We start from the raw sequence: 21,704 nt of genomic DNA on the forward strand, positions 1-21,704 counted from the left end.
TCAAAAAAGTTAACTTAAAAAAAGAAAATAATCAACTCAATTAACCTTAAAAACCCTTTATTTTTAGGCACCTACACGGGATACTGTATAAACCCCTTTAATGTTTTTAATTTTCTTAATCAAAGTGGTAAGGCTATTGGTATTATCAACAAAAACAGTAAGTGTTCCTTCAAAAATACCTTCATGCGAATCAATGGCCATGGAACGAATTTTAATTTTCATTTCCTTAGAGATAACCTGAGAAATATTGGTAACAATTCCAATATCATCAACACCTGTTATTTTAAGCGTAGCCTGATAATTTGCATCCGAACCACTGGTCCATTGCGCCTTAACAATACGATACCCGAACTTAGTATGCATATCAAGTGCATTCGGGCATGTTCGACGATGAATTTTAATGCCTCCCATTGATGCCACAAAACCAAAAATATCATCTCCAAAAATAGGATTACAACACTTGGCCAGCTTATAATCTACGTTCGTAAGGCTTTTGTCAATCATCAACACATCATCATCGGGCAAATCTTCTTTCCCAGTCACAAAATTTTCGGCACTGCGTTCTTTGTCTGACTCCGTTCCTTCTTCCTCTTTCTTCTCCAGGTTAATGATAAACTCCTTAATACGCGAAAAATCAATTTTATCAATGGCTATTGAACGCATAAAATCCTGAACAGTTTTATAACCAAAACCTTTAACCATTAGATTAAGTAACTGGTCATTTAATTCATATTTCCAATTCTTTAGCCTCCTTATTAGCATCTCACGACCAAGCTCTGCTTCCTTGTACTCAATATCACGCAGTGCTTGTTTAAGCTTCGACTTTGCTTTGGAAGTTACCACAATATTGAGCCAGTCTTTTTTTGGCGCCTGGTTGTTGGCCGTTTGGATATCTACATGATCGCCATTTTGAAGTTGGTACTTAATGGGTACATTCTTATTATTCACGCGGCCACCAATGCATTTCTTACCTACTTCAGAGTGTATCTCAAAAGCAAAATCTAAAACGGTAGCACCTTTCTTCAGGCGTCGAAGATCTCCTTTAGGCGTAAAAACAAAAACTTCCTCATCGTATAAATCCAACTTGAAGTCATCAATGAAGTCAACTGCATTAAGCTCAGGATTTTCAAGTATTTCACGCACATTTGACAACCACTCATCCATGCCTTTCTCGCCTTTATGTCCTTTATACTTCCAGTGGGCAGCCAGGCCTTTTTCGGCGACTTCATTCATACGTTCAGTACGAATCTGCACTTCAACCCATTTATTCTCGGGTCCTAAAACAGTTGTATGTAAAGACTCGTAACCATTTGACTTTGGAACTGATATCCAGTCGCGCAAACGGCTTGGATTGGGCTGATACTTATCAGTGACAACCGAATAGACCTGCCAGCACTCTGCCTTTTCCTTTTCCAACTCACTGTCCAGTATTACCCGTATAGCAAAAAGGTCATACACATTTTCAAACTCAGTGTTTTGCTTCTTGATTTTATTATAAATGGAATGAATCGTTTTTGTTCGCCCCTTTATTTCAAATTTCAAGCCTTGCTTCTTAAGTTGTTGCTCAAGTGGTTCGATAAACTCACGGATGTACTTATCACGCGCTCGCTTGGTTTCATTTAGCTTTTTGGCAATAAAAGAGTACATCTCACGGTTGGTAAACTTCATCACCAAATCCTCCATTTCGGACTTGATATTATACAAACCTAAGCGATGAGCCATGGGTGCATATAAATACGCTACCTCGCTGCTGATACGCTGCTGGTCTTCGGCACTGTACAATGCCAGCATACGCATTGTTCTTAATCGATTAGCAATTATGAGCAAAACAACACGTATATCTTCAGCAAAAGTTAACAGTAACTTTCGGAAATTATCATTTTCAATGGAGGTATTTTTATTGTATAACTCGCCAACCTTAACCAAACCACGGGTGATCAGAGCCACTTGTTTGCCAAAAGTGCTCTCAACCTCGTCACTCGTGACAGCACCATTCAGCACAGCATCGTATAAAAGCGCTCCAATAACGGCAATACGGCTTAAACCAAGTTCATTAACAACAACAAGAGCTACTTCAATCGCTTCAATAACTTTAAGTTCTCCACCTTCGTTACGCGCTACACCGGCATCATGTGCGGCTGTAATATTCAAAGCTTTACGAATCAATCCAATATCATCCTTTTCCATCATTGGCCCACATGCCACCAATAAACGCTTATAAGCCCGTCTTAATTCTTCTCTTTCTTCCGTTTCTATTGCACTATTTAAAGCCATTAATTACTCTCTTTTAAAATCTTACATTACCTTACCTCAATTATAACACAAGGTTCGCCATCCAGCATAATCTCAATATAACCAAAATATTCGGTTTAATTTCTTACAAATTACACCTGTATTATCAGCGTGCTTGTAAAGTTATAACTTTATCACAAAATGAATTTACAGAAAGTAAACGGATAATAATAAAAGCCGATGATTTATCATTATCTTTCCACGAACGCATGGATTTGATAGATTAAATAAATTGACAACTTAAATAAGCTTTTGTACCTTATAAACTTTAATAACCATAAAATTATAGGCCATGAAGTATACTGGATTATTTTTAGGAGGTTTAATTACCGGAGCAGCTCTGGGGGCCTCATTAGCTTTACTTTACGCGCCACAAACTGGCAAAGAAACAAGGGATCAGGTTAAAGCTAAAATTAAGGAAATGGAAACCGAATTACAGCAGCTTCGCGAAAAAGTGAAAGTAAAAGGTGGAGAGCTTAAAGAAGAGATGAAAGTGAAGATGAATGAAATTGAGAAGAAGATTGAAAATCTTATCAATGAGTACAAACAGAATCTTGAACCAACCCACGGAGCCAACTAGCTCTGAAAAATCTATTTCAACCTAATATCCCGGAAAGCTTCTTTTCGGGGTATTTTATTAACACACATCATGAAGGAACATCTATCTGAAGAAATTAATGAAGTTAAAGATGAGTTTGAAGAATATGTTAACGCTCGTTTAGATTTAGCCAAACTTCACACCGCTGAAAACCTATCTCGTTTTTTTTCGGGCATGCTCATCAAAATGGGGCTATTCTACTTATTCTTTTTCGTTTTGTTGTTTATATCACTGGCAATAGCTTTCTGGCTCAATGACTTGTTTGAGGGCAAAGGGGTCGGTTTTTTTATAGTTGCTGGCTTTTACCTGCTTATAGCACTATTGTTTTATGCTATGCGCAAGGTGCTCATTCAACGACCTATTATCCAGTCATTTGTTCAACTATTTTTCCCTAAATACACACAATACGATGAATCTAAGTAGAAATTCCTATAATCACATCAAGTCCTTTGAAGACTTTGAGAGCGAAAAGATGAAGCTTTATTACCAGATAAGGCTATCTGAAAAGAAATTAGAATTACGGTATATTGAACTGGTATCATTCCTAAACCCAATGAGACTGGTTCCCTTTCTGGTAAGTAGTTGGTTAACACCTCTGGCGGTATCGTTCAGAGATTTAATAGTTGGCTTCTTCACCCGCAGTTCGCAGCCAACAAATAATCGTGAACAAACAGAAAAAGAGTAATAATAACCCTAAAAAAGCGCGCTAAGTTTTTTATTTTAAATATAGAAACACTATTTTTGCAGCCGATTTCACGTAATCTCTAACTGAACGAGGGAGTCATGTAATATTGCGTGAATAAAGTTTAATCCAATAAAATTTCCAAAAAATGGATTTAATTAAAGTAGCCGAAGCCGCTTTTGAAGGCGGAGTTGAGATGCCTGATTTCGGTCCTGGTGATAACATCGCAGTATCGTACAAAATTAAAGAGGGTAACAAAGAACGTATTCAGGTATTTAAAGGCGTAGTTATCCAAATCAAAGGTCAAGGATACAACAAGCGTTTCACCGTTAGAAAAGTATCTAACAACGTAGGTGTTGAGCGTATTTTCCCATTCAATTCACCTTTTATCGAGAAAGTTGAACTATTACGTCAAGGTAAAGTTCGTCGTGCTAAGTTGTACTACTTACGTGGTCTTCGAGGTAAAAAAGCTCGTATCAAAGAGAAAAGAAGCTAAGCCATTATATAATGGTGATAAGAAGCCTGACTTTTATAGTCAGGCTTTTTTTTATTCACAACTATCTGATTTTTAAATCCCATTCGAACTTAAGGAATTACTAATCAGCAATAAGCTGCTTATAGTACAATTCGCATAAAGCAAAGTAAGACAGCCAGTAAGCACTCGTAGCTTCAAGTGTCATTTGAGGATTAATACTTCTACCAGATAATGAACTGTAACATCCGCCAGTTTGGGCATCATACAAAGCTTTACCAATTGTATTATCACCCAGATACCACGAATGCACTTGCCATGCTTTTCTTAAACAACGGGCATCATCAGCAATCACAAACAGCTTGGCATAAGCTTTGACCATCCAAACACCTTCAATAGCATTCTGATCTGCTGAAGTTTTAGCCTTTGTCTCTCCTTTTACGACACCCGCCACCTTCGGTATAAACCTGTCTTCGGACAAAATCATCTTCTCCACAAAGCGTAAAGCCCTTTTGGCTACAGTCAATAAGACTTCATCAGGCAAGAGCTCATAAGCACACAATAACGCATAAGGCACAAGCCCCAACTGTGAACCCAACTCATCGGCGTGCCATTGCCAGCTTTGAATATTGTCGGCCGGGAAAAGCCCTTGGAGGTGCGCACTCCACTTTTTGAGCAACTCCTCAAACTCCTGATGTCCATGTTCTGCATTAAGCACTTTAGTTAATCCAATAACGCCTAATGCTAATGAATTAGCTTCATTAAAGTCAACTCGCTGCGAAATATCGAGCAACAAACCATAGGCGATATCCTTGATGCCAGCATCCACATTGGAAGCATACAATACACCCAGTGAACTAATTGTCTGCCCCAGAGCTAATTCAGAGCACTGATGATTTAAACCACCTGCATAACTAAGCGCTGTGTTAGCAGTTTCAATATCGTTTAGCACGAGTTGAATAAACGACAAACATTTCTTAATACCTTGTAGATAAATATCATCGGAAACAGACACGTAAGTATTTGTAAATACTTCAAGAGCCAAAGCATTTGACCTCAAACAATATCCGGCTCTCAGATCGGCTACTCCATATAAGGTCTGCTTAAGGTAACCCATATTACTCTCCAATGATTGAACATGTTGCAGATTAAGTTCTGGAAGATAAGCCAATTCAAATGCAGTCTTTAATGGTTCAACTAGCCTTCCTTTAACCGTATAAATATGTTCCAAGAGTTTTTTAGTGACCAAATCATTCGTATGCTGAGCACCGTAAAGCGTCGCATTTTCGCGATAGCGTTGCACCTCATTTTTATTACGAAGCATGGCCATCAGTTCCGATGACAATTCAGTGGCCGACCTGAATGAGAAAAAGTTACCCTTTTGCTCATCTAACAGTTCATTAGCAAACCAGGTATGTGTAGATAAAATGGCGGCACCACTGTTTACAGCCATACTTAAATAAATATCTTCAAGAAGTTTCTCTTCGATACAAGCTGAAACATACACATCAGTACTATGCATCAATCGTTCCATATTATTACCAACAGAGTGCCAATCAATAACCTTTACGGATGACAACACGCCTCTTTGCATGGCTAATCGCATCAGCGATTTAATGTATTCGTCAGTCAGCCTGCCTGAGACACTGGTGTTAACAATTAACAATTTAATACCATGATTGCTTTTTTGCACTGCTGGCAAGGCGTTAATGATGGTCTCAAAACCCGATGAGGCAGTCATTTCACCACAAGCCAATATGAGTTTTGAACAATCTGAGTCAATTAATTCTGCCCTTTCTTCGGGCATCATAGGTGTAAAAGCTGTTATGCCAATAGAATGCCGTAACAACTTATCCCTGTTTATTTTATAGTAATGTTCCAGAAACTCAATGCCCAGTTGGCTAAAGGTAAGGATACGCTCCGAACGCTTAGCCAGGAAACCCATAATTGCTTTCTCTCTTTTGTGTGGTTCATTTTCAACCTTATGCGCAATTGTTATCAATGGCACCCTTAACTGGCTAACGAGGTTCAATATATTGATGCCACCGTTTCCTCCAAAAGCATCTGAAGCATATTGCAATAAGCACACATCAAAGCGTGTATTGATTATCTCTGCTGCCAGCTGATAATCAGCCAAACAATGCTTGTCAAAAATTAAAAGACTGCTATCGGATAAACCATTTGAAAAAGTAATGGTTTCAATTGTTAAATTATCATTACCAAGCTGCCCAACAGCAGCAGAAAGCTGTGCTGTATGAAGAGCTAATCGAGGGTTGCTGTCAACCAACGGAGCCAGTACGACTACTTTCATCCAAAGAGTATTAGTTTTCCTGAAAAGTTACTTCTGTCACTTAAAGTAAATGCATAGTCACTTAAAACGAAAATAGATTCCATTAATGAACCAAAACCAAAGGTAAATGCACATATTTATGAGATATCAACTTTTTGCCACCTGTAAAAACCTATAATCCGTCTCTTCGGTTCTCCCACATACAACCATCCGAAGGGCTTAAAAGCCTTTGAGAAGGTTCTTAAGCAAGTTTTCACCTTCCTTCTTCAAATCCTTTTCGATCTGCTTTTTGGCTTTATCCAGTCCAAAGCTCAATTGCGGCTCCTGCACCGTTCCTTTCACTAATACATCCACAATCAGGTCATCGCCTGAAGTTGGTAAGGAAAAGCCCAGTGAACCAGCCATTTTAGCCACTTCCTTGCGACTTACCGGCATAGTTATTTTGTAATCAATTGATTGATCAAGGCCTTGCACCCCTTGTACTTCAACCATTTTGCCCCCCACTTTTGTTTTGAATGGCTTTACAATAACGTTCCCTTTATCAAGTACAAAGTTGATATTGAGATCTTCGGCACGCATAGTTCGATAGCTCTCATTGTTTAAGGTTGACGCCAAAGAGTTTTGAATCTTTGAACCCGAAACCTCTACCTTTTGTGAACGCAACCAACCGCCTCCATTCACAGTAGACATCACAGGCTTTGCATTCCTGCTCAATAAACTGTTATATTTAAATTTAGGTGACACCTTACCAACCGTATTTTTGGCAAGCGGCAATAATGAATCAACCACACTAAATGAATTGGCTGCCATGTTTAAGTCCAAATCGGCTCCTTCGAAGGCGAAATCCACAAATGGTTTCTGCATATCAGCCGTATTATATTCGCCTGTCATCGCAAGCGAGCCATCTAGTAAACGCATTTTTAATCCATCGAGCTTAACAACACCATTGCGAACGGTAATTTTACCATTGGCCCTGTAAATATCAAGTTTATCATACACCAGCTGCTCCACCTGCGATTGAAATACAAAATCAAGGTTTTTGGGTACCTCTACCACTTCCGTTTCTCCTGCCTCAGGTACAGATTCATCCTCGCTGCTGGCCAATTTCAACAACTCGTTAGTATTGATCAGTTTTGAATAATGCGTTAATGAGCCTTTAAGCGTACCATCCTTTAGTGCATAAGCCAGGTAATTATCCAACGAGCCTTTGAGGCTGAAGTCACTATTACCTACTTGACAATTGAAAGATTCGAGCCTGACAGAGCGAGGATTAACAGTCATCACCGACTGCTTAATAAACACCGGTAAAGGCATATCTGTCCCCTGATATGAGAAATTATTTAGCGCTAGTTCGCCACGGGCATTAATCTGCTCATAATCCTCAGATTCGATCATGGCATAATCGCCGGCAATGGCAAAATCTGTTTCAATCAGCCCTTTTATTTCGAAACTATCGAGCGGAATGGCATTGGCTAAGGAATTCAAGTCGATTCGACCAACTACGCGGCTTTCAAACTGAGGATTAGAAATGGGGTTAAGTACTTTAAAAGAGGCATCAAATGGATTTTGAGCTATTTCAAAATGAAACTGCTTCAACTCCGTCTCGGTTAAATCGGCACTGCCTCCCACATTCTTAACCAGTAAGGCCACATTAATATTATCAATCGATTCTGGTAAATCCGGATATTGTATCATGCCATTTTCAACTCCTAAATCTAAAGTAAAAGCCGGCAGATGCTCTTCATCAATGTAATCCCCTTTCACAACCATATCTACATGCATAGTACCTTGTGTTTGGAGCCCTTCAAAATCCTTTAAAAACTCCTCAGGAACCAGTGCCAGAAGCGATTTAAAATCTGTTTTTGTTGTGCCCATTTTCAGGTCGAGGCCATACCCTTCTTCCTTTACAGCCAAAGAACCATCTAGTTTTAGTACCAAACCATTAACTGAGAGTTCATTCTCCAGGAAAGAAAAAATCATATTCTCCAAATCGGCACCAATACCTGCTGTCAATCCAAGGGATGCGCCATTCACATATTTAATACCATCGTAATCAACCATTAACTGTGCAATATCACTTTGGATTTCGAGGTTCGTTTGCTGCGCCGACATATCACCAGATAGAGACAGGTTAAAACCCTTAATCTCCGACTGCATATTAGCAGTTTGATCTACATAAAGAATATTAGCATTCTCAACAACAAAGGATTGTAACACCACTTTAATGGCAGAGGCTTCGCTTTCTTCCTCCTCCATCTCAACATCTTCAGAGCCTTTAGCTATATCCCAGTTAGCAGTAGAATCAGCCAAAACCAGTGCATTCACAAACACATTTGATAACAGCACAGATTTAACTTCAACCTCGCCAGCCAATGTCCCAAGCAATCCTACTTTCCCTGAAAATTTATCCAGGTACACCAAAGTATCCTTTTCAAACGGCACATTGCCAACAACCGATAAATCATCAATACCAATACTGATATTCGGAAAGTTTTTAATCAATGACAATGAGAAATCGGTATAATCCACCCTGGCATTTACATTGGCATTAATTTGCTCTTTGACCAGGCTCTCTATTTTACCCTTGAAAACCACCGGTAAAATCAATAATAATACAATTAGAGCCAGCACAATTCCTCCTGTTATCTTTAAAACCTTCTTCATATTCTAATGTAATTAAGTTGATGTGATACAAACAAAGTTAAAAAAACCTCTTGAAGTACACTTATTGGATGATGCCGAACGATACTATAATAGTATAGAACTCTTCGGCAACCATTAATAAAACGTCCCATTTCAATACGCAGGCTCATTCATTTTTATATTTTTGTAAAACCTCAAAAACGAATGTACCAATGAAAATAACTATTTCTCTTACCCTGCTGTTGGCTCTGTTCGCACAGGGATTGAATGCACAAATAAAGGCCGATTGGGAAAGCGGTGTACCCGAAGGATGTACCACCATTACAGTGGGAAAAAATGCCACTTTTGATGGATCAGTGATGACCTCACATACCGATGACAGTCACCGGACACGCTCATGGATGAATATTGTACCTGAACAAAAGCACGGCCGCAGAGACATGGTTACCATGTATAACCGCGAGAAAGATGATAGCCGTAAGATGCCTGCATATAAGCATACACCGGTGGGTGAAATTCCCCAGGTACGAAATACCTATGGCTTTATTAATTCGGCCTATCCGTGTATGAACACCAAGCAGCTGGCCATTGGCGAATCGACCTTTGGTGGACGCGAGTCACTGGTTTCAGAAAAGGGATTAATCGACTGTCAACGACTGATTCAGCTGATGCTGGAGCGCTGTACCACTGCCCGTGAAGCCATTAAAATGGCCGGTGATTTAACCAAGAAGTATGGTTACCGTGACTGGGGCGAATGTTTAACTATAGCCGACAAAAAAGAAGTATGGCATTTTGAAATCGTTGGTCCCGGTAAAGATAAGGTGGGCGCCATGTGGGTAGCTCAGCGTGTGCCCGACAACCATGTAAGTGTTAATGCCAACGCAGCCCGCATCCTGGAGGTTGATACGACAGATACCAAGAATTTTATGTATTCAGACAACCTGTTTGACATGGCCAAAGACAGTGCCTGGTGGAATCCGCTTGAGGAACCTTTCCGCTTTGCCTATGCCTATGCGCCCGAAAGCCGTGAATCAATGGCGAGCCGTCGCCGTGAATGGCGAATACTTAGCATGGTAGCTCCTTCATTAGAATTGGATCCAGAGGCCATGGACTACCCATTCTCTGTTGAGCCAGAGCAGAAGGTGACACTGCATAAGATGATTGAGGTGTTTAAGGATTATTATGAAGGAACGCCTTACGATATGGTGGGACATTTGAAAAAAGTGACCGAAGAAGGCGATACCATTCCTCACCCCTACGCTAACCCATTTATGCCTTACGACAAGTACGACCTGCATAATATTGAAGGTGGCTGGGGTAAGCTGGGCGAGCGTACCATTGCCCGCTGGTACACCATGTATGGTACCATTACCCAGAGCCGCGACTGGCTACCCGACGAGATTGGCGGATTGGTATGGATGGCCCAGGATAACATCGCTACATCGGTGTATATCCCTATCTACTGCAGCGTAACCGACCTGCCAGAGTCGTACAAAACTCCGGGTCGCAATGGTTTTAACCGCAACTCGGCCTGGTGGGCCTTTAACCGCATGAGCACACTGGCTGCCTTGCGCTGGAACGATGCCCGCCACGATGTGGACAAGGTACTACTGCCACTTCAGGAGGATATTTTTGCCAAACAGCGCGAAACGGAACTGGCCGCCATGAGCATGGGCACAAAACAGACCATTGCGCATTTAACACGCTACACCATTGACTGGGGTAATAAGGTAGTGAATACAGCATGGCAAATTGGCGATGACTTATGGACCAAATACGATGAGAAGTTTTAAAAATTAGACAATAGAAATAAGAACTAAGATTAGAATACTGTTCTGTAAAAACAAAGGCTGCCTCATCCGAAGCAGCCTTTGTTGTATACTTTAATAAAATAATTGATTAGTCAAATGATAAACGGATAGTCTCAATTTCGTAATTCTTCAACGGTAACTCAACGGATCTGTCCTTTGACTGCAGACTTCCTGTTTTTTCTTCAATCAGGTTGGTTTTAGATGCAGTAGCAATGGATTTCATACCTGTTAAAATAACCGATTGACCGGACTGACCCGTTTTATAAAGCCTGACAACGATATCATCATTATCTTCGGCTTTTTTAATGGCAGAGATTACCACATCCGGATCCGACACCTCCAATAGTGACAATGACTCTGGTAAACTACCTTTTTTACTTCTTTCGGGGTTTACCACAACCAATAAGGGTGTGTTATTAGCAATACCATTTCGGTTCATCTCCGCCAAATCGGGTTTAGACGTTGATAAGGAAAAACGGAAATGGTGATTACCCGTTTGCGGGTAAGGATTGCCCTCCCAGTGACAGCTATGGCGCGATGCAAAAAGAATAGGCTGAATAGTCAATTTTCCGGCTTGTTTTACATCCATATAATCGGCTGCAACCACCGATGATGAAACCGATAATGCCAGTTCATCATTATAGGCTCCTATCCAGTTCATTATCCCACGCGGATGAATATCTTCACAAGGTGTGCTATATATTAATCCACCCGCTTCGCCACCAGCCGGACCCTGCATCTCATCCTGACCAACACGTAAAATTCCATAAGGTACCTCGTATGCCACCTGGCTGAATGCTTCTGCCAAAGGAAACGCCATTCTGAATTCACGGTACATCTCACCATCCCAGTTCATGATATCCGCATCAAAATCAATTCGTGGCATCTCCTTATACACTTTCACGGCCAGTTGAGCCACAGCGTGCTTAAGTGGCTGTCGTAATTCCCACTTAGCATATATTGGCCCATTGGCTACCATTTGCCAGGTTGGCTGGTGTGCACTTATTTGCTCAAAACCTTCCAGCGTAGGTTGCTGCACTTGCACAAATTCGCCAGCTCCGTTCCCTTCTGATTGTAATGAGAAAATATCACCTGCCAGAAATTCGCTGGTATCAAATAGCTCTTTACCTGTCGCTTTATCGGTTACACTGCTCAGTCCGCCACGGCCTATTTCAATATTATAGAAAGCTGTTTCCAATGTATTCAATTCCTTTTCATCAGTCACTGGCGGTAAGGTGTTAGATGCTACTGCATAATAGGTGGCATAGCCATGAGCAGGCACATCAGCCATAAACTCCACCTTCGCCGTTTTAATATGGCCCTGTTCATCGGTATTGTGCTCAATTACCTGGAATGGAATGCTGTTGCCATCACTATCAGTCAGGCTAAGTCCACTAATAGCCAGTTCGTGCAGATTGAGGTCGGCCTCCACCGGCGACTGACGCTCCCAGCTCAAACCATTAAACAGAACAATGGGCACTCCTTTTTTCCTGAATTTAATCCGGCCAGCCACATTATTAATGGCTTCATCGGCAATGGCATTAGCCAATCCCAGAGCTTTCTGATAGCTTGCTTCGAAAATAGCATCGGTGATATCACCATTTTTACCGCCCCATCCGTGGTCAGGATAAATCTTTGCCTTCCACGCCTCGTTCAGTTTCTCTTTGGGGTAAGTAGCAAAGGAACCTTTTGTAACAGCATCCAGTACTGCAAACTGCTCGGCATTTACCAGCATCTGATCGCCCTCCCGACTTGCTTTTATAGCTTTCTGATGCGATGGACCATGAATATACAGCCACAATGCCGGACGCTCTCCCTTAATAACATTCAATGATTCCGTATTATTCGCGATTCGCTCCATAAACTGCGCTGTGCTGGTCAGCTCAATGGCAGGCAGCTGAATGGGCTTTATCCGTCCGTCTGCACCTTCAATATATTTGATGCCCGCCCATTGTTCCATCAACTGTGAGTAATCCTTAGCAGGACTCATGTCATAATCCGATAAAATAGGCATTACCGCTTCATTGGCATTTACATCATTGTAGCCATCTTTCCAGAATAGCACAGCATCGGCAATATAAGCCGCGGCATCAAAAAAGTTGCGATTAATACCATTATAATCCAGACTATAATGGCCTGATGAATACGCCCTCACCGTTGAGCCATCGGGTGATGCCCAACCATAAACACCTTTGGCCTGACGACTTATTACCAGATTAGGCACACCCGCCTTAAGCATTAACTGCGGCATTTGCATGGTTCTGCCTGGCACATCCACATTCCAATAGGTATCTGCTGAATAGCCCTGCAGCTCATCCTGCAGCCATTTCTTACCAAAATAGAACTGACGCGCCAGTGATTCACCCGAATACATCTCCTCATACGGTTGAATGTAGGTAGCGCCAACTGTTATTTTACCTTGCTTCAGTAATTTTAATATATCGCCCTTTCTGTCAGGATGCCGCATCAAATATTCTTCAATCATCAAGGCATCTTCAATATCAAAGCTGTAGTTCTCGGCAGCCAGTCCATCCTGCACCAGAGGTGATAATAGCATCGTATCACGCTCAACAATGCACTTCTCTACATCGTCCATCCAGGCTATATCCTGATGACTGGAATTCATTAGGCAAATCGTTCCCGTAGCCAGTTTTGACTCCGATAATTCAATTAGCTTATCCACCATCTTAGGCTGATAGACTCTTTGAGCAATTATTTTCGTATTACCAGGCTTGTGAGTTATATCGATGTGCTTAATCAACCCTTGTTGTCCGACTACGTAATAGTTTTCGTTGGCCCCACGAAGTTCACCACCAAATAATGGTTGGTTACTCACCTCCAATTGCCAGGATGAATATTGGGCAACACCCTTCTGTATTGGCCAGATGGCCTCTCCGTCATTATTAAGCTTTTGCTCAAAAACATCGCCATCCAGAGTTAGCCTGAGCATTGTAGCAGCCATTTCCTTACCAGCCTTCACACTAATTTGATCGCTTTTCAAATGGATGGCAACACTGTTCTCACGTGATGCTTTATTGTATAAGTACTTGCAAATCTCCTGTTCGCGATACACCTGAATCCATTCATTAGTACCTTTCCCATCTCCGGCTATCTTAAATTCAACAGCCTCACCAGCCTTCACCCAGTTGGTTGGAATACGAGCATGCAAATAACCATGCGTATCGCCATGGCGGTCGGACGAAACATGGTAATAACTCAAATAAGAATGACTCTCTCCATCTACCTTCCAGCTCTTCGCATTGCCCTGAGTAAAACTAAAGCGCTTTAGTTTATTGATATAAAAAAAGAAGGCAGGCGTTTGCTCTGCAGCATCCAGACTGACAAGCCATAGAAAATCAATGTACTTACTATTTAGCTTATCAGGCACAGGTGCTGACTGCCATTCGATAGGCTCTGTATTAGATCTGCATAGTAAAGATGGCGTGGTGGCGTCAAGCAAAGAATGGTACTGAAACAGACCTTTTTCATGGTGCGTCTGATAACCTTCAATAAAAGTATCTGCACGTTTACCCAACTCTGATAATGCAGCATTATCAGTCACAGATTGTGCCAAGCCACCGGTCAGGATCGTCAGGCACAATAAGTATGAAATGATTCGCTTTTTCATGTGTTTCGATTTATATTTAAACAATTATATTTAGCTCTAATAGTTGTATGTCAAGTATTTCTAATGACCAATTCCGGCTCCAGAATTATTTCGCCTGATGACTGCAGACCGCCCTCTTTCAATTGTTCAAAAACCAACTCTAAGCAGTTCTCCGCAATTCGCGCAACAGGTTGATGAACTACTGTAATGCCCGGGGTAAATACACTGAATGCCTGATGATCACCAAAACTCACCACACTCACATCATCTGGACAATGAAAGCCCTTACTCGTCATACACTTAATCCCCTCTAAAGCCAGGTAATGTGTTTCAAAAAGTAAGGCATCAACACCGTTTTGAAGCAACTGGCTAACCACACCTTCACATTCTGCCTGATAATTCTCATAATGCACCGTTCGAAAGAAATCTGGCGATGAAGTGGCCTTCATCCAGTCATTATAGGCCAACTGTCGTTCCTTGATGGCATCCAATTCTAACTCCAGACCAACATAGCCAATATTTGTTCGGCTCTTTGACTGAAGATGATGAATCAGTTTGTTTATCCCCCGGTAATTATCAACTATCACATGAGGCAAAAGCGAATTAGGATAATGACGATCAAACAGGACAACAGGAATACCACTATTATAAATACGTTCAATATACGCTTGTTTCTTCTGCGTTGTGGCCACAATCAGTGCATCAACCTGGCGATTTAAAAAGGTATTGATCAGTGCTTCCTCCCGTTCTGAGTTTTCACGGGTACTGCCCATCAACAATTGATACTCGGTATTGGCTAGCTGTTGCTCCAGCTGAAAAGCGATGTTGCTGTAAAAACTATCCGCAATATTAGGCACAACCAATCCTATGGTCATAGTTCTCCCCTTTGTAAGGCTGCGAGCTGAAAAATTGGGTCTATAATTATATTCGGCAGCTACTCTAAGAATACGTTGCTGTGTGTCCTTATTTATTTTGTACCTATCTCCTTTTCCATTAAGCACTAAGGAAGCCGTAGTTTTTGATACCTTGGCTTTTCCAGCCAGTTCTTCCAATGAAATATTTTGCATACTAAACCGCTTTAGTTGCAAGTGTATTAATTACAAATTACAACTCAAAGTATTAATTCAAAAAATAAAGTGGCTAAAACATTTGTAGAAGGATGTGGACATTTTGCCTCCCTGCAAAGGTCATATATGTGTAAAAACAAAGGCCACCTCTGATGAAGCAGCCTTATGAATAAGTTCTTTGTCATATTACTGAATAATGACTTTTCTATTAATTAAGTTTCCGTCAATATCAATTCTTAAAAAAAGTAGATGCCTTGCTTAAGATGACTTACCGAAAGGGTTGCTTTAGTATGGCTGGTTAAAGCTTCCGTTTTGGAAACAACTTCCTCACCAGCCATATGAATCAGATTTTTCTGGATCATATGGTTATTATCAATGTCCATTAACTCAATAAGACAAAGTCAAGACTAAATGAACGGCACATAAAAAAATAAACCGCAATCTAACTGACTGCGGTTTATTAATATTTATAGAATATTCTCTAGTTAGCACTTACATGGCTGAAATAAATACCATTTCCAAGTTGATCTTGTCCGTTGTAGCTAGTTCTTATACCAATTATAGTTATTTCATCACCAACCACAATACCTTTTGCAGCTAATAATCCTTTACGATCATCACCGCTAGCTCCCCAACCAGGGTAGCAGCCATACACATATATCTCACTCACGCCATCATTTAAATATAGATTACCATATGTATCATTAGTAATTTGTGTTATATCACCGCTTACCATATAGTAAGTGTCGTTAGACTCTTCTTTCGCCAGAAATTCAGTAATTGTAACCGGAGTTACAGGAATAGAGCTTTCCAATATAGCACCACTTACTTGAGGAGACCCATTGTATTCTCCTCGTCTTCCAACTATAGTGATAATATCGCCTACCTTCAAACCTTTATCTCCGAAATCTTCAATACCATAAACGTAGGTTTCGCCAGAGAAATCCTGCAAGTATAAATTGCCATAGGTAGTATTGGTAATATCTGTAATAACTCCTTCCAATCGATATTGTGTATTGCCCACTTCGGCGGCAAGAAATTCTGCTACTGTAGCATTTACAATAGCTCCTTTTTGGCTAAGCGTTGTTTTCGCTGTATAGTTTTTAGTGCCTTCAGTAGTGGCGAACGTTAGAAGCGTTTCGCGATCTCCACCTTCATTAGCCTCGGCTTTGAATGTTATAACACTATTGGTGCCAGCTGACTGGATGGATGAAATAGATAACCATGACTTCGCATCTTCAGGAATTTCTACTGATACACCCTCTCCTTTGCAGGTTAAGTACGCAATAAATTCGCCTCCTTCGACAGGAAGCACTTCGTTTTCTACCGAGTCAACCCTTACAAGTGATTTAGTAATTTCAATAACTGTAACATTCACCATTTGAGGATCACCTTTGTAAGACGACTTTGGCCCTTCAATCGTTACTTCATCTCCAACTTCAAGACCAAGGCTCAGGAAATTCTTTGTCCCCCCCTTCGCGTCAAGGGTACCATATATGTAAACAGTACCTGTTTCATCTTTTAGATACCAATTTCCATATAGTGTATTACTAATGCTGGTGCATTCACCCGAAACGCGGAAATTTTTCCCATCGGGAGCTGCAAGCACTTCAGCAACGGTTGCTAACGATATTTGTGGGAGTCCCTGAATAATTTTAATTCTCTGCGTTACGTCTTCTGTGCTGAGCAAAACCTCTGCAGTGCGACCATCTAAAGCAGATGAAGCAGAAAAGGTAATTTCTGACTCACCTTTACCTCCCGAAGTTGAAGAGATTGTTAACCATTCAACATCATCTTTATCGGTTGTTACTTTTTCTGCCGTCCAGCTATCCTTAGCCGTTACAGTAATAGATGTAGAACCTCCATCCTGAGGAATAGCGACAAACGACGACGATACCCGAATTTCATCAAGCAAAGTCATAGTTTCTTCATCGTCACAACTTGTCATAAAGGCAAGGGCTGCAATGAATAGTGGAAATAAATATTTTAGTTTCATCTGTATATATTTTAATTTTCTATGGTAACTCCTGGAACTCGTCCCGATGCATTTCGCGACTCGTTTCATATTTTCTATACGCTAAAATTAGTTAAAAACATACCTGATACCAATTAACGCATACCAAGTTTGCCCCAAGGTGTAGCTTGGTGTAAATGTTTTAGTATCACCAGATATTGAAGAAGGTGTAGAGAATGTAGCTACCCCATCTGCGTCAACTCCTTCGTATTTGAGGATTCGGGCTTCTGAACCAATTTCAGGATTCAGGACCTTAGCCACACCCCATTCTGAGTTAAACAGATTCATCACATTTTTTATATCCATGCTAAGTTGCAGCTTATGATCGTTATTACCGATTTTTAGCTTAAAATCATGTTTATAGCTAAAATCTACACGGTGTACCCAAGGAGAATAAAGACTATAAGCTTCTGCATAATCGCCTTGATTATTTTTCAAATAATCATTGGCATGCACATAGTCCATAAAACGTGTCTTGTCATCTTCAGAAACAAAACGGAAATCACCGTTAGCTACCTCATTGTCAGTTGGAATATAAATTGCATCGTAGTTGTAACCGTCACCATTAATATCGTTTACCGTCATGTAAGAGTAGCTTCTTCCACCACGCCATCCTTCATAAATAAGACCGTAATGATTACCACACTTGTCATGAGCATTAAGCGAAAAAATCAAACGATCGGGTGTGGTGTATTGAGAATTGTGTAACTTAATGTTATTAGGTCCCTCAACTGTAGGAACATATGTAAATGCTGATTCAGCATTAGATCCCGGCATTCCTGTTAAATCTTTTGCCACTGTATGTGTATATGCGGCCATCATGCTCATCCATTCTGTAGGTCTGGCATTAATCGTGATGTTGGCAGACCAGCCATAACCCTTACTAGTATTTTCCAACATGAATGCCGGAGTGTTAGTGCGGTAACCGTCGGGATAAATAGGGCGGTTGTCAACACCATTAAAGCGAGCAAAGCCACCTACATTTGGAATACTCCAGTCAGAAAGTGTAACGCCGTTAATTGTTTTATTGTAAATTCCCTCAACAGTTGCTGACAATGGGAAAGATGTATTGAATGCATAATCAACAGCCAGCGACGTTTTCCATACTTGCGGCATTTTGAAACTCGGATTTACCGCAGAAATAGACGAAGGCACTGTTCCATCCTCAGGTGAAATTGTTGTAGGATAACCCAAACTTACCAATTTATCATGCAATGCTCCAATGGTAGCTCTTCCATTAGCATCGGTAACAAGGCCACCATCAAATACATCCATTGAGAAACCATTATTCGCAGCATTTCTTTCATTTATTTGTGCCTGGTATTGAACCATACCTCCATTGGTTGGCATATTGGTGAAGAACACAAGTGGCAAGTTACCCGCGAAAAGCCCGGTACCTCCACGAACTTTCATACTTTTATCGCCAAATGCATCCCAAACAAAACCTACACGGGGTGAAAATATAATATTTGCATCAGGCCACTTTCCGGTATCAATATGGCGACCCGAGTAATCAAGATCTTTGATAGCTTGATTTGTTATCAAATCATCGTTGTTGAAAATAAGAGCTTCAAGGCGCATACCATACGAAAGTTTGAATCTTTCATTAACGCTCCAATCGTCCTGTGCATAAATGCCGAATTTATTACTTCTTACACGAGCTGCCGGATTACTTTCTCCATCATAACCATAAGTTAAGTTTACAATCTCAGGTGTTGCGCCATTTAAGAAATCGTCAAGGCTTGAGTAGCGATAGTAACCTGTACCGTTGCGCATATAAGCATTATCGGCCATCTTATACTCGTAAGCAAAACCACCAAAAATTTTATGATTCCCTAAATAAAAGGTCAACTCATCTTTAATATTTACTACATCATTGTGAACACCGTTGTTCCATGTAAAGAGTTCATAACCTAAAGAAAGGTATGCCTGTCCGTCTTTCAGGATGTCGATAAAAGGAAATTGATCGGAATTTGTTCCGCGGATATCGTCGAGCTTAGAGTACGTTGCCAAAAATTGGTTAGAGATGTTATCCGATATACGACTATTTAAGTCAAAAGAGAATGAATGAACAAGGTTGTCCATCGAATACATCGAGTTGGCATATGACATTGAAGCCTGTGACATCCTCGCCTCAGACATGCGAGTACCTCCATCCATAGAAGAGGCATTAGGCGAACGCCATGATTGATTCTTCGTATAGTTGTAACGCAATGCCAAACGGTGTTTGTTTGAAATATTCCAATCAAGACGAGCAAGCAATTTTTTGTTGCTTTCGTCTGCTGGGAAACTTGTGTAAGATCCTGTTTCATACCCATAATTACTTCTCACAAAATCGGAAACCATCTGAAGATCGTTTTCTGTTGTACGTGAGATATAATTGTCTGGATCAGCAACTCCATCTGTTGAAGCTCTCCAACGATTCACAACGGTTGGTGTTTTTGTAATTTCGCCGTTTACGAAAAAGAACAATTTGTTTTCAATAAGCGGCCCCCCCAAGGTGAAACCATAAGTTGTATTACGATCTTCTTCGCGCGCACCTGCAATTTGCAGACCGTGAACAGCATCTCCACGCATGTTTTCATTTCTATGAAAAACATAAGCACTTCCTTTAAACTTATTTGTACCCGATTTTGTAATCGCATTTACACCACCACCAATAAAGTTAGTTTGACGTACATCGTAAGGAGCAATCACAACTTGCAGTTCATCAATTGCTTCAATAGAAATTGGATTACCTCCACCAGGAAGAGCATCACTCAAACCAAAGTTATTGTTGAAATTAGCTCCATCTACTGTAAAGTTGGCCGTACGACCATCGGCACCGGCAAAACTCATTCCATCGCCTCCATATGGAGAAAGGCGGGTTATATCTATTACACTGCGACTTACTGTTGGCAGATTAACTATTTGATCGTTTGAGATATTGGTAACAGCTCCGGTTTTCTCATTGGAAAATTTAGTGCGAACTGCAGTAACTTGAATTTCATCTAGTGATGTTGCTTCATCGGTAAGAACTACGTCCAATACATAATTCTCACCTAAACTCAATGTGATATTGTTTTTTACAAAGTCGCCATATCCAATAAACGTAACTTTTACCGTATAAGGACCACCTACACGCATACCGTTGAAATTGAATCGTCCCTCAGTGTTAGTTATGGTTCCATAAGTTGTTCCTGAAGGTGTGTGCGTAGCAATTACCGTTGCACCGATTATAGTCCCTTCTGCATCAGTAACACGTCCTCCCATACTGGATGTAGTTACCTGTGCATTTGTTTGCAAAATGAAAAATGCTAAAACCATAATCATACATGCAAATAATCTCAATACTTTTTTCATGATTGATTAAATTAGTCGTAAAATTAAAACGTATTTATTATTGTATTACATTCCTTAATATCAAGCTATTGAACACCCGCCTCACATTTCACTTATCCAAGACAAAGGTGTCAAACTCGACCATTAGGTCGGTTTTCTCAACGTTAAAATTCTGTTAATTCTGTATAAAAGACCAAATTTCTCAACAGAAATAATTAACATTTTTTAAGAAGTTATCAACAAAAGCAACAACTCCTTAAACCACAATAACAAAATACTTTTACGAAATAACTAATTAGCAGGCATTTGCTTCTTTGCCACCCCATCCCAATACATATCAAAAGCAGCATCAAATTCTTCAGTAAAACTTTTAAGGGGTTTTGGTGAATTCAGGAAGTAATTAGCCGTAGCCCTTGTAAAGGCAAAATCGAAGAAGGCGATCATATCAGTTTTGTAGGCTTTCAGGATGCCCATATTCACTTTCTGCATGATAAAACGACGCGGCCCCTCTTTGGTATCTTCTACCAAACCAAAATGCATTTTCATATAAGGACTTGATTCAAATATATTGATATAATGAAACTTAACCGGATGTGTTATGAACCATTTGACTATACCACTAAACACCTGTTTGGTGTTTTCCTTCTGATCTTCGGTGAGCACATTTACACACTGCTCTTCTACCTCAAACATCAGTTGCTTATAGATATCAATAATTAGCTGCTCCTTATTAGTAATATGATGATAAAGCGTACCCTTGGCGATACCTATGCGTTCAATCAATTCATTGACCGATGCAGCAAAGCCTTTTTCAACAAATAACTCCATTGCACCTTTATAGATATCTTTCTTTTTACTCATCACATTTAGTTTTAGCCTCGCGAAGTTAAACGTTTTTTTGAAGCAT

General features: G+C 40.5%; 14 protein-coding genes. 5 read left to right on the forward strand and 9 right to left on the reverse strand.

Annotated features, from left to right (window positions below):
* Positions 1-63: 63 nt before the first annotated feature.
* Entirely contained in the window at positions 64-2,274 is a 2,211-nt protein-coding gene (locus tag KDU71_RS03100) for a RelA/SpoT family protein (RefSeq protein ID WP_212188437.1), read from the reverse strand.
* A gap of 310 nt (positions 2,275-2,584) precedes the next feature.
* Here KDU71_RS03100 and KDU71_RS03105 point away from each other — a divergent pair, with 310 nt between their 5' ends.
* From KDU71_RS03105 to rplS, 4 genes are all read left to right on the forward strand, one after another.
* Positions 2,585-2,872 (forward strand): YtxH domain-containing protein, encoded by a 288-nt coding sequence (locus tag KDU71_RS03105; RefSeq protein WP_212188438.1) that lies wholly within the window; start codon positions 2,585-2,587, stop codon positions 2,870-2,872.
* 69 nt (positions 2,873-2,941) lie between these two features.
* Positions 2,942-3,313, forward strand: coding sequence for a phage holin family protein (locus KDU71_RS03110; protein ID WP_212188439.1), 372 nt, complete (start codon positions 2,942-2,944; stop codon positions 3,311-3,313).
* A complete protein-coding gene (locus KDU71_RS03115; protein ID WP_212188440.1) occupies positions 3,300-3,575 on the forward strand; it encodes a hypothetical protein in 276 nt (91 codons plus the stop codon). The genes KDU71_RS03110 and KDU71_RS03115 overlap by 14 nt, the downstream gene beginning before the upstream one ends.
* A 145-nt stretch (positions 3,576-3,720) precedes the next feature.
* Complete coding sequence (gene rplS, locus KDU71_RS03120) at positions 3,721-4,068, forward strand: 50S ribosomal protein L19 (protein WP_212188441.1); 348 nt, start codon at positions 3,721-3,723, stop codon at positions 4,066-4,068.
* A 100-nt stretch (positions 4,069-4,168) separates the two neighbouring features.
* Here rplS and KDU71_RS03125 read toward each other — a convergent pair whose 3' ends face one another.
* Both KDU71_RS03125 and KDU71_RS03130 read right to left on the reverse strand, forming a co-directional pair.
* The gene (locus tag KDU71_RS03125) at positions 4,169-6,355 is read right to left on the reverse strand and encodes a glycosyltransferase (protein WP_212188442.1); all 2,187 of its coding nucleotides are present in this window, start codon (positions 6,353-6,355) and stop codon (positions 4,169-4,171) included.
* Positions 6,356-6,553: 198 nt separating this feature from the next.
* On the reverse strand, positions 6,554-8,998 hold the full coding sequence (locus KDU71_RS03130) for an AsmA family protein (RefSeq protein WP_212188443.1): 2,445 nt from the start codon (positions 8,996-8,998) through the stop codon (positions 6,554-6,556).
* Positions 8,999-9,189: 191 nt separating this feature from the next.
* Here KDU71_RS03130 and KDU71_RS03135 point away from each other — a divergent pair, with 191 nt between their 5' ends.
* Positions 9,190-10,770, forward strand: a complete 1,581-nt coding sequence (locus KDU71_RS03135) for a dipeptidase (protein ID WP_212188444.1) — start codon at positions 9,190-9,192, stop codon at positions 10,768-10,770.
* A 106-nt stretch (positions 10,771-10,876) separates the two neighbouring features.
* On the opposite strand, the gene KDU71_RS03140 is transcribed toward KDU71_RS03135, so the two are convergent.
* The 6 genes from KDU71_RS03140 to KDU71_RS03160 form a co-directional block, all read right to left on the reverse strand.
* On the reverse strand, positions 10,877-14,416 hold the full coding sequence (locus tag KDU71_RS03140; protein ID WP_212188445.1) for a glycoside hydrolase family 38 N-terminal domain-containing protein: 3,540 nt from the start codon (positions 14,414-14,416) through the stop codon (positions 10,877-10,879).
* Between the two features lie 50 nt (positions 14,417-14,466).
* Positions 14,467-15,462, reverse strand: coding sequence for a LacI family DNA-binding transcriptional regulator (locus tag KDU71_RS03145; RefSeq protein WP_212188446.1), 996 nt, complete (start codon positions 15,460-15,462; stop codon positions 14,467-14,469).
* 236 nt (positions 15,463-15,698) lie between these two features.
* On the reverse strand, positions 15,699-15,824 hold the full coding sequence (locus KDU71_RS23155) for a hypothetical protein (protein ID WP_262898245.1): 126 nt from the start codon (positions 15,822-15,824) through the stop codon (positions 15,699-15,701).
* A 119-nt stretch (positions 15,825-15,943) separates the two neighbouring features.
* Positions 15,944-17,458 carry a BACON domain-containing protein gene (locus tag KDU71_RS03150; protein WP_212188447.1) on the reverse strand — a complete coding sequence of 505 codons (1,515 nt, stop codon included), beginning with the start codon at positions 17,456-17,458 and terminating at the stop codon, positions 15,944-15,946.
* A gap of 87 nt (positions 17,459-17,545) precedes the next feature.
* Positions 17,546-20,818: a TonB-dependent receptor gene (locus tag KDU71_RS03155; RefSeq protein WP_212188448.1), complete on the reverse strand. Its 3,273-nt coding sequence runs from the start codon at positions 20,816-20,818 to the stop codon at positions 17,546-17,548.
* Between the two features lie 270 nt (positions 20,819-21,088).
* Positions 21,089-21,658 (reverse strand): TetR/AcrR family transcriptional regulator, encoded by a 570-nt coding sequence (locus KDU71_RS03160; protein ID WP_212188449.1) that lies wholly within the window; start codon positions 21,656-21,658, stop codon positions 21,089-21,091.
* Between the last annotated feature and the right edge of the window lie 46 nt (positions 21,659-21,704).

The organism is Carboxylicivirga sediminis, from assembly GCF_018156225.1.
GTDB lineage: Bacteria > Bacteroidota > Bacteroidia > Bacteroidales > Marinilabiliaceae > Carboxylicivirga > Carboxylicivirga sediminis.